Raw genomic sequence first — 16556 nt, 5'->3', positions numbered from 1 at the left:
TTATCACATCTCAGCAAAATCGATCCTCAGCTCCTCATAGATCCCCACCTTGATCGAATCCTGAAATGTATACTGCTCCGCATCCTCATTTTCAAAATCATACACCATTATCAGCTTCTTCACAGGATCCACGATCCAGTACTCTCTCACACCGGCAGTCCTGTATTTAAACAGCTTGGTATAGTAATCCATACGCCTGCTCGCCGGAGAAACGATCTCGATGATCCAGTCCGGAGCACCCTTGCATCCCCTGTCATCCAGCTTATCCGGATCACAGATAACAGAAACATCCGGTTCCACATAAGTATTCGTCTTCTCATCCAGATACACCGCAAACGGTGCGGCAAACACCTCACATTTCCCCTTATTAGACTCTATATAGTTACCTATCTTTCTGGACAAGATACTTGAAATCCTCTGATGCATCGTATTCGGCGGCGCCATATAATAAATATGTCCATCGATCAGTTCCGCTCTTTCACCCTCCGGCAAAGCATAAATATCCTCTATCGTATAAACCCTTTCCCTCAACAGCGGCATATCTCCACTCCTCTCAAAAGCACTCAGCAGATCATACACCAGCATTCCGATCTGCACTCATACCCGCCTGCAGCAGCTCCATCCGAAGCCTTCCCCACAGGCTCACACCTTAAACCGATACCCCACCCCCCAGATCGTCTCAATATACTGAGGCTTGGCCGTATTAAACTCGATCTTCTCACGGATCTTCTTGATATGCACCGTAACCGTAGCGATATCACCCACAGACTCCATATCCCAGATCTCTCGGAAAAGCTCCTCCTTTGTAAAAACCCTGTTCGGATTCTCAGCCAAAAAAGTCAAAAGATCAAACTCCTTGGTAGTAAACGTCGTCTCCTCACCATTGACCCACACACGCCTGGCCGTCTTATCGATCTTAATACCGCGGATCTCGATCACATCATTCTTATGCACATTAGAACCAACCAGCCGGTTATAACGCTCCATATGCGCCTTCACACGGGCAACCAGCTCACTTGGACTGAACGGCTTGGTCATATAATCATCCGCACCAAGACCCAGTCCCCGGATCTTATCGATATCATCCTTCTTGGCCGAAACCATAATGATCGGCGTATTCTTCTCCTCACGGACCTGCCGGCAGATATCAAAGCCATCCACCTCCGGAAGCATCAGATCCAGGATGATCAGATCAAACTCCTCCTTCATGGCACGAACAAGCCCCGTATCACCACGGTTCTCGATCTCCACCTCAAACCCCGAAAGCTCCAGATAATCCTTCTCCAGATCTGCGATCGCTTCCTCATCCTCTATAATCAAAATCCTACTCATTCATCGGTACCTGCCACTCAAAATATGTGTAAATATACTCACATCGAGATAACGTAGACTCTCACGAGTTCTACTTACTGCTTCACCGTGTATGTTTTTGATTGACCGAAATCATATCTACTCACAAGTTCTTGTACACTCCACAGTCGTAAATTCCCGAAAATAGCCTTCGGTACATACTTACGTTTGCGTTTTAGTTATGCAACTTCGTAAGTTATTGCATCTCTCAAATTAAGTGCAGCATTGAGATCTCTGTCTTCGACATAACCGCAACTGCATTTGAATATTCTATCTGAAAGCTTTAAATCTTTTTTGACAGCGCCACAGCAGTGACAGGTTTTAGATGATGGATACCATCTATCTACTACTCGAAGTTCGATCCCATTTTCATTGCATTTGATTTGAAGCTTTGTTCTAAATTCATAAAACTTTTGTGATGCAACTGCTTTTGAAAGATGTCGATTCTTCATCATACCATTTACATTTAAGTCCTCGATCGTTATATAAGATGGCTTGGTCTTCACTATCTCAGCGATTGTCTTGTTAATGTAATCAGTACGGATATTATCTATCTTATGATGAAGTTTCTGTACCTTAAGTTTTTGTTTTTGTATATTCGCCCTTTGAGTGACTTCTCCTTTCTTTAGATTTTCATACTTACGGGAGAGACATCTCTGTTCCCGAATAAGTTGTTTCTCAAGCTTTTTCAGTCTTGCTGACTTGTTGATGTTCTTATAAGTCTTACCATTAGAAACAATGGCAAGATCCTTTAATCCCAGGTCTATGCCAATTCCTGCATTGGAATTATCAGCAATCTTGTTATCAGAAATTTCTACAAGAACTGAAACATAGTATCTGTCAGCTTTCATTGAGACCGTGCCGCTTTTAATCACATATCCGTCTTTAGCTGTTGGAATATATCCTTTTTCTTTGATACGGACCCAACCAAGTGACGGAATATTGATTCTATGCCTTTCGCAACGACAATCCTTTGGATTATTCTTTACAAAATACATCTTTACATCAGATCTGCCTTTCTTTTTGAACTTAGGAAAAGCACTCTCGTGATTGAAAAATCTTGTAAAAGCAGTTTGTCCATTATTTACTGACTGTGTTACTGCTTTTGAATAAGCCTCCTTGATCCACAAATACTCCGGATGTTCAGAAAGATATTCATTGTTAAGCCAGACTCTAAACCTGTTACTGCTCATAAACTTTTCACCGTTGTCGTAAAGTTCTTTATTATGGGCAAGATAGAAATTATAAATGAATCTACAAGTTCCTATCGTCTTATGAATCTTGACTTTCTGTTCCTCTGACGGATTTATTTCCGTCTTGAAGCTCCTTAGCAATTTCCACATCCCTTTCTATTTGTTTTTTATACTTACGAAGTCCGTACAACCTGCAAGAGAACACATGGAGTATTGAAACAATATCCTGCACGAGTTTTTGATTTTTTGTTCCATCACTTCATCTAATAATTCGTTCCACTTTTTACGATTGTAATTAAGGCCACTTCCATAATCTTCAATACACTGGTCTACAATAATACCTTTGGCATTACAAAACTATCGTAAAAATACAACTTGGTTTTGTAAATCATCTTTTTGATTTCTTGTAGATACCCTAGTACAGCGAATATTAAGTAACCGCCATATTGACTTGTCTGATTTTTCATCTGCTGCGTCAATATAGCAGAAACTTAATTTTCGCTGTACTAGCATAAATAACTACCTGACGTTGGTCATCTTCAGTATTTATTCCTTTGAATTGCAGATATTGGTCATAAGTGTAATAACGTCTATCAGTTGGAATTCGGTTTGCCTTTAGAGTTCCTTCTCTATCCCAACGCTGTAATGTTTTTACAAATACACCTAACAGTTCAGCAAAATCTTTTAGCTTGTAATTTGTGATATTTGATGTGTTCATAATAATTTACTCTTTTGAGTAAATTCAAACACATTTAATCATATCAGTCAACAGTTTTGATCACTTAAGATATTCTCCTGATATTTTCTGAGAACAAAATACATGATCGTTCCAATCCCCAGCCGGCTTGTGGCCCAGACCTTTCCACCATGATCCTCCATGATCTTCTTTACGATGGAAAGTCCGATACCGCTTCCTCCCTTGGAAGAATTCCTGGAAACATCGGTACGGTAAAAACGGTCAAAAATATACGGCAGATCCTTGGCGGCAATACCCTTGCCGTTATCCTCGATCTCCACCTGGATAAAATCACCCACATCCTTCACCCGAAGCTGGATAATCCCCCTTGGCTTCTCCATATACTTAATGGCATTACTCACGATATTATGGATCACACGGCGGATCTGCTCACCATCCGCAATAACCTGCACACCCTTCTCCACATAATTGGCATACACAAGCTCGATCCCCCTGGTCTCCATCTCAAGCCCAAGCTCCTCCGCACAATCTGAAAAATAATCCTCCACATTCAGTTTGCTGAACGTATACGGAATACGGTTGGTATCGATCTTGGAATAAAAGGTCAGCTCATTGATCAGATGATCCATCTCATTGGTCTTATTATAAATGGTTCGCACATACCGGTCCATCTTCTCCGGCGTATCCGCCACACCATCCATGATCCCCTCCACATAACCCTTCACCGCAGTGATCGGCGTCTTCAGATCATGGGAAATATTGCTGATCAGCTCCTTATTCTCCTTATCCATCAGGATTTTCTCTTCCGTGGACTCCTTCAGACGCTTACGCATCTCCTCAAAATCCTGGCAAAGCTGGGAAAATTCATCATTCCCCTCAACCTCCAGCACAAAATCCAGATTCCCCTCCTTGATGTTCTTGGTAGCCTTCTTAAGCTTCACCAGCGGAACCGCAATACTCCTGTAGATCCACAGCCCCACGGACAATGCGGTAAAAACAAGGATGATCGTTGCGGTCAGGATCATATCCTTGGCCATCAGCTTCACCTGGCTGCTGGAAGACTGCGGCAGCGAAATATCATAGACCATCTGGCTGGAATCCGAAGCCTGGCTGCTGCTCTCCTGCACATGCTTCGCCTGCGTCTGGCTGAATCCGTACAGACTTGCGGAAAAAAGAAGCAGCGGCAGCAGGATGATCGCAACGAAGCCCACAATAATACGTGTTTTTAACTTCATCTGTATCTCCGTCCTTTATAAATTCACACATTCACATACACGTATTATAACATAAACTATATTCCCTATCTCTAAATTTTCTATAAAAAACCCCATCTCACCATGCAAGAAGCCCCCGGTACTGGCACTACCGGGGGCTTCACTCTTTATTCTTCTAAAACGATTATTCGTAGCTGTTGCAAAGATACTTCTTCAGAGTCTCAACCTTGTCCAGATGCTCCCATGGAAGATCAACATCTGTACGGCCGAAATGACCATAAGCAGCAGTCTGCTTGTAGATCGGACGGCGAAGGTCAAGCATCTTGATGATACCAGCCGGACGAAGATCAAAATTCTCACGAACGATCTCAACAAGCTTGGGCTCAGAAAGCTTACCTGTTCCGAAGGTATTCACACTGACAGAAGTCGGATGCGCAACACCGATCGCATAGGAAAGCTGGATCTCACACTTGTCAGCAAGACCGGCTGCAACAATGTTCTTTGCAACATAACGTGCAGCATAAGCAGCAGAACGGTCAACCTTTGTGCAATCCTTACCGGAAAAAGCACCGCCGCCGTGACGTCCTGTTCCGCCGTAGGTATCAACGATGATCTTACGACCTGTCAGACCACTGTCACCGTGAGGTCCGCCGATAACAAAACGACCTGTCGGATTGATGAAATACTTCGTATCCGCATCAACCATATCAGCCGGAATGATCGCATCAAAAACATACTTCTTAATATCCTCATGGATCTGCTCCTGAGTAACATCCGGATCATGCTGTGTAGAGCATACAACAGCATCGATTCTCTTCGGCTTGCCGGCCTCATCATACTCAACAGTAACCTGAGTCTTTCCATCCGGTCTTAAATATTTCAGAGTGCCGTCCTTACGAACCTTTGTCAGCTGCTGAGCAAGCTTGTGAGCCATGTTGATGGCATATGGCATATACTCCTCAGTCTCATTGGAGGCATAACCAAACTGAAGACCCTGGTCACCGGCACCGATGGAATCCAGCTCGTCCTCATTCATATCGTCCTCTTTCTGCTCAAGAGCCTTGTCAACACCCATAGCGATATCTGTGGACTGCTTGTCAAGTGATGTGATAACCGCACAGGTATCTGCGTCAAAGCCATAATCCGCATTGTCATATCCGATCTCACGGATAGTATCGCGAACGATCTTCTGGATATCAACATTAGCCTTGGTTGTGATCTCGCCCATAACAAGTACAAGACCTGTTGTAGTAGCAGTCTCACATGCAACACGGCTCATCGGATCCTGTGCCATCATAGCATCAAGGATCGCATCGGAAATAGAGTCGCAGACCTTGTCAGGATGACCCTCAGTTACAGATTCAGATGTAAATAAAATTTTCTCCATGATCTTCTCCTTTTGTAATAAAACAATGGTTATATACATAAAAAACAGCCCGTACAATCCGGACTGTTTAAATTCTGTAAACAATCCTCTTATTGTTCGATTGCTCGCTCAGGTTGGCACCTTCCTGGATTCTCCGGGGTTGCCGTGGCTTCACAGATCCTTTGTATCTCCACCACTCTGAATAAAAGGCTATCTTTTATGAAATTTACTGCAACACATACAATATACTTATCATACCAAAATGTCAAGAGCAATTTTCGATAAAAAATATCACCCGCTGCTTTTTCATCCCCAATACATAAATATTCCAAAAAAAGAACCGGGCATCCACATCGCCCGGTTCTTCCATCGATCATCCTTCAGAATGATCCGTTATTTATTTTTTCTTCTTTCTCTTAACTCCATAAGCTGCACCACCGCCAACAATGATCGCTGCTGCAAGGATTCCAACCCATACGCCGATCGGTGTATCATCGCCGGTCTTTACAGAACGTCTTGCTGTACCGCTGGTATCGTTCGGAGCAGTTCCGCCCGCTGTACCATTATTCGGGATCGGAGTGATCCGATCTTTTCCACCATGATTTGCTCCAGGTGTAGCAGTCGGAATCGGTGTCGGCTCGGAAGAAAGACTGTTAGTGATCTCCTTTGTTACAGTATATCGGTTATCATTATTCAGTGTAACCTCACCCTGACCGGTAACTGTATACTTAAAGGTATCATCATCAACCGGATTTCCATCCTTATCCGTCTCCAGAACAGTATACGTAACACTGTTGATCTCCTGATCCTTTGGAAGATCCAACATTACCTGAACACTATCATTCTGTTTCAGAGTCACTACCTTCTCAAGCGTCAGCTCACCGTTACTCTCAGTGGAGAACACACCTGCATAGAACGTATCATCCACAGTAGAAGCAACACCATCGATCATCACATTCTTCTTAATGTTGATAAATCCGTTACGGCTGAATATATCGGAAATCTTTGTATAATAGTTATTTACATAAGCCACTGCCTCAGCAGCACCACTATCTCCACCGATCACAACCTGATTGGACTTCTCTTCACTCTCACCATTCGGCTTCGTTACATTGTAATAGTAAAGATTCTCCTCATCCACCTCGATCTTCGTATTCTGCTGAAGAAGCTTTCCGTCCTCATCCAGCTCAAATACATAATAGGTACCATCCGGAACATCCGTCCATGTAGCTGTACCACTGGAAGCATTCTGGATATGGATATCCTTTAAATAATCATCACGGAACGGGATCGTACCTTCCTGATCCGAAAAAACACCAACCTTATAAGTTACATCCTCCTTCGTTTCCAGAGGAATCACATTGTCGTTCTCATCAACATTATAGATCCTCTTCGTAACCTGGATCTGTGTATGCTGTTTCGTTGAAGTCTTCGGATATGCCTGCACATCATACATCCAGCCCTGCTCCTGATCTGCAAAAGGAACGGAGATCAGCATCGGTGAAACCGCAACACTGCTGTTCGCATCTGTCTGCACCACCAGATACATGCCCTCAGACAGATCGGTAACAGTAATATTACCCTCTGCATCAGAGGTTCTGGACAGACCCCACACATCCACGCTTCCGCTGCTGATCATATCTGCCAGCTTCTCTGCTGCTTCATACCAGCCGTCAGCCGTCGTGATGGAATCAAAATCGATTGCAGCGGCAGCCAGTGCCTCATCCAGCACGAAACGCACATTACCATCAAAATTCACACTGCCAACCTTGTAGATCGTCAGCCCTACATCCGGCAGCGGAGTCTGGTTTCCCTCCTCATCCGCCTGCTGAACCGTCAACGTCAGATTACCCATTGTTCCAGCTACATAATCCCCGGCGAAAACCGGCTGCAAAACACTCGTGACCAGCATAGCCGTCAGCATCAGAACAGCCAGAAGGCTCCGGAATATTTTCCCTTGCTTTCTTCTATTTTTCATCGCTCTCTGCCTCCTCTTTCCTTTCTGAAAGCTGTTTCATTCTGCGTTTTTTATCCTTGCGGCGGACAATCAGGTAAATCAGCAGAATCAGAATAACAAGCGCTGCCGCACCGCCGGCAAGAACCCTCTTCGGATCCACAACCGCAAGCTTCTGCGGAATCGTTTCGTCATTCTTAGTAACTTCTTCCTCCACATACTTCGTCCGAACACCACGAACAAGAAGTCTGTGGGTATTCACCGCATAAGGCGTACACGTAACCAGTGTCACATGATCCTCGCCCTCAACAATATCCAGGTCACTGGTCTCATCCGGAAGCACCGTCTTGATCTGATCCACCTTGTAGGCCAGATGCTTGCCAAGAATGTGCAGGATAAAAATATCTCCCTTTTCCATCTGATCCAGATCTGTAAAAAGCTTCGCATTCGGAAGACCTCGATGCGCCGCCAGAACCGCATGGGTGCTCTTGCCTCCGATAGGAAGACTGGTGCCCTCCACGTGACCCACACCCTTTTCCAGCACGGTCTTGCTCAGTCCGTGATAGATAGCCAGCTTCGCTTTGATCTTCGGGATCTCGATACTCCCCATCAGACCATCACCGTTCGGATCCAGAACCCTGTCATAAGGATGACTCAGCTCATAAGTATCCTCTTCCTCAAAAGCATCTACAATGGCATTCACCGGATGCTCGGCATTATACTCCTTCGCCTCTTTCCACAGCCTGTCATAGTCGTTGTCCGAAAGCTCTGTTACCGATTCCTCGTACTTACTGACCAGCTGGGCATTTCGATACTGGTTCCACATATCACTGATCGTGGGATAAAGGAACACTCCCGCCCCCGCCAGAAACACCAGAACGATAATGATGTTCAGGACAACATTACTCTTTTTCTTTTTTTTCTTTTTAGCCATAAACTATTTCCTGCGTCGTTTTTTGTTCTGAGCAGAATTGATACCGGCAACCAGGATCACCGCGATCACAATTCCGATCACAACACAGAGAGCAAGCATCGGAAGCGTCGGATTGGTGATTCCGGTAACCTTCTTCTCTGTTTTCTGAACCGCCTTCGCAGCCTTCATCGGAACTCTGTGTCCCCTCACCAGAAGTCTGTGCGTATTCACCGCATAAGGCGTACACGTAACCAGCGTTACATAATCATCCCCATCCGTGATACCCAGAGACTCTGTCTGCTCCGGAAGAACGGTAAGAATCTGATCCACCTCGTAGGCAAGCGTCTTACCCAGCACATGCAGGTAAAAAACATCTCCCTCTTCCACAAGATTCAGATCTGTAAAAAGTTTCGCACTTGGAAGTCCTCTGTGTGCCGACAAAATACAATGGGTACTCTTGCCGCCAACCGGAAGACTGCTGCCGAACAAATGACCGGCACCCTTCTCCAGAGACTCATCTGTCGTGTAATGATAGATTGGAATGCTCACATCGATCACAGGAATCTCCACATACCCCATCATTCCGTCACCATTCAGGTTCAGAAGAGACTCATATGTACTGTCCGTCTGGCCATCCCTCACGGAAAAAGCATCCGGCACACTTTCCTGCTTGATCTGTTCGTTATACTCCTGTGCTGCCTTCCACATACTGTCAATCTTCTCCGAATTATCATCCGAAGAAACACTGCTGCTATAATTACTGATCAGCAGGCTGTCCCTGTACCGGTTCCAGGCATCACTGACCATTGGATACAGCAGTATGGACAACCCTATCAGAAACAGCAAACCAAGTCCAATATAATTTTTCTTCTTATTCTTTCTCATAGGTTTCTCCATACTGTTGTATTACCATCCGGCCCCCGAAGGAGCCGGGCGGTAATGATTTCTTCAACAGAATAATCAGAAACTATTCTGTTTTAATACTTGCTTTGTCGTTGCTTATAAATAATCTTTGAATTGAATCGATCCGGCAATCAAATGATTACTCCTCAGATCCTTTTCTGCGGCTGATGAAGAAAGCACCAGCAGCGCCAGCCATAACTACAACACCGATGATAGTGAAGAGGTATGTTCCCATGCCACCTGTGGATGGAAGAGCGCCGAGTTTGGTATCGGTTACAGAAAGAGTTACATTTTGAGTTGCAGTACTCTCTTTTGTAAGTGTTACATTCTTGATATTTTTATTAATACTATATCCTTTTGGTGCTTTTGTCTCTGTAATCACATAAGTTCCTGCGCCAAGACCTTTTACTAAAACAGTTCCTTCAGTTGCTTCTACATCTGTTACAGCAGTTTTGCCAGTCTTATCTGTGTCAGATGTATCCATTGTATAAATACCTGTATCCGTTTTTACAAACTGAATCGGATCATTCTCACCCTGTTTTTTAATCTGGAATGTTGCGCCTTTCAAAGACTTCTTCTCTTTTGAATCATCAGTCTTATTAATTGTGATAGAACCAGACTTTCCTTCTACATTAGAGTCTTTAGAAGCTTTATTTGTTTCAGCTTTATTAGTATAATTTGTATCATCTGTGATAACACCAGTTACTTCAACACGTACACTCTGTCCAGCATGCTTATTATCATCACCAATATAAGTACCTTTGAATTTTACAGTCACAGCTTCTGTTGTTGCTAATTTTTTATCTAATGTATATGCATCATCAACTCCTACTTCAACTCCATTTACCAGTACTTTAATTTCTGTAATTTTCATACCCATTGGAGTATCTTTGATCCAGAACTCTCTATTTTCTGCATCAAGCGCATAACTTGGGAATGTAGTATCAATATTGAATTTTACTTCTTCACCTTTTGCTACGAATATCTGATCACCATTAACTAATGTTTTGGTAAGCTGATAATCTGAAGATTTAGCATTGATTGTTTTTGCAGCTGGAACGATTAAATTGTTAGCATCATAACCATAAGGTGCCTCACCCATAACATTGTATATTGTATGGGTACCTGTCGCAATAATCATGTACGCACCAATTTCAAGTCCATCAATTGTAACTGTTGTCTGATTCTCTGAAACGTTGATTTCTTTTACAGGATTTGGAAGTGGGTTGACACTTTTCAATGCTTCCCAGTTAATATTAACTACATGATTAGTATTAGTCGCATAATTATTTGCCCAATCCTCAATAGTCCAGTCACTGATATTTTCATCAAAACCAACTACTTTATAAACCTTCAAAGTAGTATTATCATTTGCAGTTAAACCAGTTACGGTAATACTACCCGTTGCTGTTGTAGCTGATGTTTCATCAGCAAATACCGCTGTGCACATAGACAGTACCATAACCGCTGCCACTAATAATGCACCAATCTTTTTAAATAAATTTTTCATAAGGTTTGCTCCTTTCTTTCTCTGCATTTTTCTTTTTCGCCCTTCATCGGCCATTTACAATTAATGTGTTACGATCTCTTTGCTTCTTCCTCCCTTCGTTTATTATTTATAAACAACAGGAGTGCAGTTGCAAGAATCGCTACACCACTGATTGTAAATCCATAGGTTCCCGGACCACCGGCACTTGGTAAGGAATATAATTCTGTGTTAGTGATCGTCAATGTTGCATTGGATCCATCCCAATCGCAATTCCTCTTATCACTTCCATCAGATAAACCAGTTAAAACTCCATTCACAAACACTAACGACCACGTGGTTCCACTAATACAATAGCCACTCGGTGCTTTTGTCTCTGTTAATGTATAAGTACCATTTAGTTCTGCTGTAGGTTCATTCCAGCTAACCTCTCCGGTGTCGTTCGCGGACGTTCCTGTTGTAACTGTTTCATTGTTTGCATTTGTCAGTTTGAACTCCGCTCCACCAAGTTTAACTTCATTGCTTGACCCCGCCTTTACTACTTTCCATTTTAAAGTATTTGTAATAGAAGTAAAGTCATTATCCTTGCTATAACTTTCTGTATAATTACTTGGTACTTCCTGCTCAACTACACGGTACTCCTTACTAACATCAAGATTTTTAATCTCAGAACGCCAACAATTTGTATCTTGTTCAATTACATTGTTTTTATCTAATGTAACTGTAACATTACTGCCATCTTTTGTATAATCGCTCCATTCATCAGAATTACTATCTCTGTACTGTAACTTGAAGCTTACGCTAGTAGGTCTTGTATTATTTGCATTGTTTCCATCATTCCATATTTTCTCAACAACAAGAGTCCGCTTTACTTGTTTATTAACAAAGTAAATATTATTCCCTGCTTTATTAGAAGTTGTACATTCATAATAACCATCTGATGGAAGTTCTTCTTCCGCACTATAGCTATTTCCGTTTTTCAGTTTAGGAACAGTAAGTGTTGCACTCCACTTGTTAGCAGTATTTGATTCAGAACCAGCCTTTAAACATATTGTTCGCTGTGGTTCATTATTAACTTTTAAATTAATATTCAGACTAGATGGTCTGTTTTCATACTCATTATGGTTATCATCCCAATACTTACTAACAGTTACCTGCTCTGTCACAAGCTTATTGACAATGTAAAAGCTTTCATCAACATCTCCTGTATCTGACGTATTATTTACGTCTGTCTGTACAGCTTTTTCATCTCCACCAGAATCACTTGCAGACATAACAGCCGCATCATTGGATTCTACATTGTCCTGAGTACTCTGAGTTGTTTCACTGTTGCCTTCTGCCGTTGGAATATTTGCATTCTCCTCTGTCACCGTTTCAATTTTTGAATCAGCAATTACAGAAGTGTTCTCTTCTTGATAATTTGAACCATCGCCAACTCTTACTTCTGACTCTTGATATGCATAGGAGCTGTTTACCTCGCCCTCTTTAACAGACCAATCAATTAAATTATTGTCGTCATCATATATCGGAACCCCTTTCCAAATACACTTCCAGGCATTTGTGTTTCCAGAAGAAGCACTCTCGACCGTAACACCCTCTTTATTCTCTTTCGTAAGAACAGCACTCTCATTACTCAATGTCACAACATAGCTCTTTGCGACTTGATTTTTTACCTTTCCCTGTAATGTTATATTCAGATTCTCGGGCCTTGATCCATAATAGTTATTAAAATCATCCCATATCTTTGTAAAAGATATGTTCTTCTGATTATTGACATATGTGTTTGTAAACTTAAAGTTTGCTGCATTTCCACCTACAATCAGAGTACTTTTTCCATCCTGCTGAACAATACCACCGGTAATTGTTTCTGTTGTAGTACATTTATAACCTTTTATATCTGAATATGCCTCTTCCACTTTGAACAGATACTGTGCATTAGCGGACATTTCTTTATTCTCAAATAACTTGTAATAAGTACCGTCCGTTTCATTTTGAATCATATCTCTTAATTTAAAGGTATTTTCTCCTGGTAATACCTGCTCCGTAATTTCAACATTCGGATTATCCTTGCTATACACCTTGATAGTAAAAGTAAGTTTATCTTTAAGCTGCTCAATCTGCTCATCAGTTATATTATTAAATGCCTTCGTTATCTGAAGTGTATACCTATCCGGATCTGCTGCAACTAACCCCTGTGTAAACTGTACATTATCAAGGAAATTACCTACCGTAGCTTTTCCACTACTAGTCGTTCCTGCAACAAAGAAAAATCTTGTCAGTGTAGATTTTGCTGTATAAACTCTATTTTGGATAATTTTATTCCAGTCTTGATCGTCACTTGAAATTCTTGCTATATAAACACCTTCAGCATCATTACAACACGGTACAACTTCTTCGCGCCCAGCAATATTGGTTGTATAATTCATTCCAATTTTCTTTTGAATATACTGAACCAACTGATCCTGTGTTTTTAACTCTCTTCCGCTTGCAGCTGTTTTTGCTATTTTTGTCGGCATAATAACCACATACATGGTATCATACTCTTTTGTTGTTGAGCTGCTCTCTCCTCGTGCTCGATGAGATAACCCATAACTTAATTTCTCATCTGCGTAAGTCATTACATCCTGATATAATACACCCGATTCCTCACAATTTAATTCGGCAAACTGCCCTTTTCCCTTACCATCCGGTGATGAGTTTTTACCACTAGCATCCATTACTGTTCCATACCAACTATAGCCACTCAGATCGTTAGCAGCAGTTGTAACAATCTCTATATCCGCACCCTCAGGATCAGAATATTCTGATGCTGCATGTGTTCCTGTTGTCTGCCATACACCTCCAAGCTTCTTATAATTCTCATTAGAATACTGCCAGTTGCTTGTTTTTACATGTCCAGATGTAACAACATTAGGAGTTTCAAAATCACCATTTCGAAGTTCTCTGTAATATTCAACATTATATACTCCAGAAAGAATTTCTTTTGAATCGTCTATAGAAAGACCAACTTGATATTTTACAGATGTCTGAGTATTACTCAATTCTCCATGATCCAGCGCCACATTCATAGTACTTAATTTTGTAGTCGCATCTTCTTCGATATTATATTTATTTTTAGTGACTTTTACTCTCTTAACTTTTTCAAACTTACCATTATTAATGCTCTTATACCACGTGCATTTTACATTTTTACTATTGTTTATCTGTGTCTTCAATGCATCACTTATCTTTGGTATCAGAGTTCCTGAATCCATCAGATCATCCTTAATACTTAATGGTTCCTGATATAACAGATATATATCAACATTTGTAATTGTGGATGTTTGCCAGTTTCTGTTATCTGTTGAATACTGGATACTCCATGACCATGAATGCTTATTTTGATCGTACGTGGCTGTTGCTTTAATATACTTCAAGCTCTCACCATTATATTTATCAATTCTGGCGCCTACATAAGTATAGTTATTAATATTTTTTGCATAATCCTCTAATTTAACCGAATCTCCAGAACGCATACTTACTAGCGTCTTCTGATCGCCCAAAATATCATTGCCTTCAAAATCAACATAATGAACCGTTATACTTTTTGAAGTATCAGAATACCTATGCGTCCAAGTAATCGTAAACGTAGAAAAGCTCTCCGTCTCAAACTCAGCCTTCTGGACCTCGCCCTCTGCATTTGTTTCTACATTAGCGGTATCGTCCTTAGTCATATCCACAACGGACTCTACATTTCCGTTCTCATCTTCTACGAAGTGCATTACAGAAACAGAAAGATTCTGCTCTGCCGTCTCTGTATCATCCTGGCTGCTTTCGTCTGCAGAAGCCATTGCCATTGTTGCGGCATCTGCTTCCTTCACTTCATCCGGAGCAGTTGCATTCTTATATTCCATGGAAACTTTAACCTTTCCGTCTTCCGGATTGATCTTGTTTCCTTCACTGTCCTGGAAGTAGATATCGTAGGCAAGGAAACCGGCGATAGAATAATCTTCGTTCTCGGCTTTCTTTTCAAGTCTGTCAGCTACATCTGCATACTGGTCAGAACCTTTCTCGATCGGAGTCACAACAAACTGTGCACCTTCCGGAATAACGTCCTTCGCTGCTGTTGCAGTTACGACTACATCACCAACTTCCTGAGAATAAGAAACTTCTTCGCTTTCCAGAACATCCTCAACTTCTTCTGCCTCATCACTGCTGTCAACAACCTGTGCCATATCACTTCTTATGTAAGCCTCGGTTCCTTCCCAGGAAACCTTGTACCAGGTTGCTCCGTCCTCTGCTGTTACGGTATCCAGAAGTGTGAGCTGTGTTCCTGCGTTTACAGTTGCCAGAACCTCTGCCTCGGTAGATGGGCTGACACGAAGATTCGTATCGTCTCCCAGAACCTCGATCAGGCTTGTCTCACCATTCTCATCTGCTGCCGGAACCTCCTCCGGGCTCGCAATATCCTCTGCCGGTTCTTCCACCACATCCGGATTCTCAGCCGGCGCTTCGGTAGGTTCAGCATCCGGATTTTCCGCCGGAGCCTCTGTCGGCTCAACTGCCGGCTCCTCAGAAGGCTCTGCCTCAGGAGTTACCTCCGGATTCTCTGCTGCCGGTGTCTCAGCTGCATCCTGCTCAGGCTCGTCCGAAATATCCATTCCGTCCGTAGCTTCCTCTGATGCGATAGGCACCTCGTCCTCATTACCGGAAACAGCTTCTGCCTCGACATCTGCTGTCTCAGGAGAATCCCACATAACGGCAAAAACAGCTGCGTTGCCAGTCTCAACCTGAAGTGTCTGGATCTGTTTGCCCTCGTTGACATTCAGAACCTTCAGATCCTCGTTGGCCTGTAAGGTGTTAACATCAGTATCACCGGTACTGCTGTTATAATGAAGCTTCTCAACGGTTACACTCGTGCTGGCTGCATCGGTAAGCTCCGGTGCTGCCGGTGTCTTGTACTCAAAAGTTACTCTGACTCTGCCGTTCGGCTCGACTCTGTTTCCGTCGCCATCAGCAAAATACACATCATACGCAAAAAAACCTCTCAGGCTGCTGCCCTTGTCTGTAGCTGCTGCTGAAAGCTTCTGAGAAACTGTATCATAAGATACGGATGAATTCTCGTTTACGCCGTCAGCCTTCAATGCTGTATTCTGCGGAAGAGCTCCGTCCTCCAGTGCCTCTGCAGTTACTTTAACAGAATCATTCTCATATGTAAGCGTCGATTGCTGCGCCTGTTCCGTTTCCTCCTGGTCAGCGCTGCTTACATCCGGTGTCGATTCTTCGGCCGCTGGTTCAGATGTAAATTCGCCATCTGTAAATATATCCTCCGTTCCATCTCCGAACGCCTCACTCGCGGAGATCGTATATGCACTCGGCATACAGGATACCATCAACGCCAAAGCCACCATAAATGCCAGGAGTTTTCTGATCTTATTATTCCTTAATTTTTTCATACCTTTCCCGCTTTCCTATGTGTGCATTAACGTGTACTGTATTTC

The 16556-nt window shown here is 42.6% G+C and carries 10 protein-coding genes, 1 pseudogene and 1 riboswitch; all 11 genes and pseudogenes read right to left on the bottom strand.

The features are described 5' to 3' along the window. Window positions 1-3: 3 nt before the first annotated feature. Window positions 4-540, bottom strand: a complete 537-nt coding sequence (locus tag NQ489_RS00135) for a Uma2 family endonuclease (protein WP_044961399.1) — start codon at window positions 538-540, stop codon at window positions 4-6. A gap of 102 nt (window positions 541-642) precedes the next feature. Continuing rightward, the gene (locus NQ489_RS00130) at window positions 643-1332 is read right to left on the bottom strand and encodes a response regulator transcription factor (RefSeq protein WP_015526575.1); all 690 of its coding nucleotides are present in this window, start codon (window positions 1330-1332) and stop codon (window positions 643-645) included. 197 nt (window positions 1333-1529) lie between these two features. Then, window positions 1530-2693 carry an RNA-guided endonuclease InsQ/TnpB family protein gene (locus NQ489_RS00125; RefSeq protein WP_227945563.1) on the bottom strand — a complete coding sequence of 388 codons (1164 nt, stop codon included), beginning with the start codon at window positions 2691-2693 and terminating at the stop codon, window positions 1530-1532. After that, a pseudogene (locus NQ489_RS00120) lies at window positions 2623-3246 on the bottom strand (recombinase family protein). Before NQ489_RS00120 ends, NQ489_RS00125 begins: the two are co-directional and overlap by 71 nt. A 62-nt stretch (window positions 3247-3308) precedes the next feature. Then, complete coding sequence (locus tag NQ489_RS00115; RefSeq protein WP_021650572.1) at window positions 3309-4475, bottom strand: sensor histidine kinase; 1167 nt, start codon at window positions 4473-4475, stop codon at window positions 3309-3311. Window positions 4476-4638: 163 nt separating this feature from the next. After that, a complete protein-coding gene (gene metK, locus NQ489_RS00110) occupies window positions 4639-5841 on the bottom strand; it encodes a methionine adenosyltransferase (RefSeq protein WP_044960865.1) in 1203 nt (400 codons plus the stop codon). A gap of 86 nt (window positions 5842-5927) precedes the next feature. Continuing rightward, a riboswitch (SAM riboswitch) is annotated at window positions 5928-6029 on the bottom strand. Between the two features lie 188 nt (window positions 6030-6217). Then, window positions 6218-7798 carry a pilin N-terminal domain-containing protein gene (locus NQ489_RS00105; RefSeq protein WP_021650575.1) on the bottom strand — a complete coding sequence of 527 codons (1581 nt, stop codon included), beginning with the start codon at window positions 7796-7798 and terminating at the stop codon, window positions 6218-6220. Continuing rightward, window positions 7788-8708 (bottom strand): class C sortase, encoded by a 921-nt coding sequence (locus tag NQ489_RS00100; protein WP_021650576.1) that lies wholly within the window; start codon window positions 8706-8708, stop codon window positions 7788-7790. The genes NQ489_RS00105 and NQ489_RS00100 overlap by 11 nt, the downstream gene beginning before the upstream one ends. A gap of 3 nt (window positions 8709-8711) precedes the next feature. Continuing rightward, window positions 8712-9572 carry a class C sortase gene (locus tag NQ489_RS00095; RefSeq protein WP_044960868.1) on the bottom strand — a complete coding sequence of 287 codons (861 nt, stop codon included), beginning with the start codon at window positions 9570-9572 and terminating at the stop codon, window positions 8712-8714. A gap of 157 nt (window positions 9573-9729) precedes the next feature. Continuing rightward, entirely contained in the window at window positions 9730-11100 is a 1371-nt protein-coding gene (locus tag NQ489_RS00090; protein ID WP_198013383.1) for a SpaH/EbpB family LPXTG-anchored major pilin, read from the bottom strand. A gap of 68 nt (window positions 11101-11168) precedes the next feature. Beyond that, window positions 11169-16511: a Cna B-type domain-containing protein gene (locus NQ489_RS00085; protein WP_227945562.1), complete on the bottom strand. Its 5343-nt coding sequence runs from the start codon at window positions 16509-16511 to the stop codon at window positions 11169-11171. Window positions 16512-16556: the final 45 nt, after the last annotated feature.

Source organism: Blautia sp. KLE_1732_HM_1032, from assembly GCF_025147905.1.
In the GTDB taxonomy this organism is placed as follows: domain Bacteria; phylum Bacillota; class Clostridia; order Lachnospirales; family Lachnospiraceae; genus Blautia_A; species Blautia_A fusiformis.
The sequence above is the reverse complement of the archived record's forward strand: the minus strand, read 5'-3'. Positions and strand labels throughout refer to the sequence as shown.

Coding starts and splice junctions, on each gene's coding strand:
- NQ489_RS00135 (WP_044961399.1), bottom strand. CDS start 540: ATGCCGCTGTTGAGGGAAAGGGTTTATACGATAGAGGATATTTATGCT.
- NQ489_RS00130 (WP_015526575.1), bottom strand. CDS start 1,332: ATGAGTAGGATTTTGATTATAGAGGATGAGGAAGCGATCGCAGATCTG.
- NQ489_RS00125 (WP_227945563.1), bottom strand. CDS start 2,693: ATGTGGAAATTGCTAAGGAGCTTCAAGACGGAAATAAATCCGTCAGAG.
- NQ489_RS00115 (WP_021650572.1), bottom strand. CDS start 4,475: ATGAAGTTAAAAACACGTATTATTGTGGGCTTCGTTGCGATCATCCTG.
- metK (WP_044960865.1), bottom strand. CDS start 5,841: ATGGAGAAAATTTTATTTACATCTGAATCTGTAACTGAGGGTCATCCT.
- NQ489_RS00105 (WP_021650575.1), bottom strand. CDS start 7,798: ATGAAAAATAGAAGAAAGCAAGGGAAAATATTCCGGAGCCTTCTGGCT.
- NQ489_RS00100 (WP_021650576.1), bottom strand. CDS start 8,708: ATGGCTAAAAAGAAAAAAAAGAAAAAGAGTAATGTTGTCCTGAACATC.
- NQ489_RS00095 (WP_044960868.1), bottom strand. CDS start 9,572: ATGAGAAAGAATAAGAAGAAAAATTATATTGGACTTGGTTTGCTGTTT.
- NQ489_RS00090 (WP_198013383.1), bottom strand. CDS start 11,100: ATGAAAAATTTATTTAAAAAGATTGGTGCATTATTAGTGGCAGCGGTT.
- NQ489_RS00085 (WP_227945562.1), bottom strand. CDS start 16,511: ATGAAAAAATTAAGGAATAATAAGATCAGAAAACTCCTGGCATTTATG.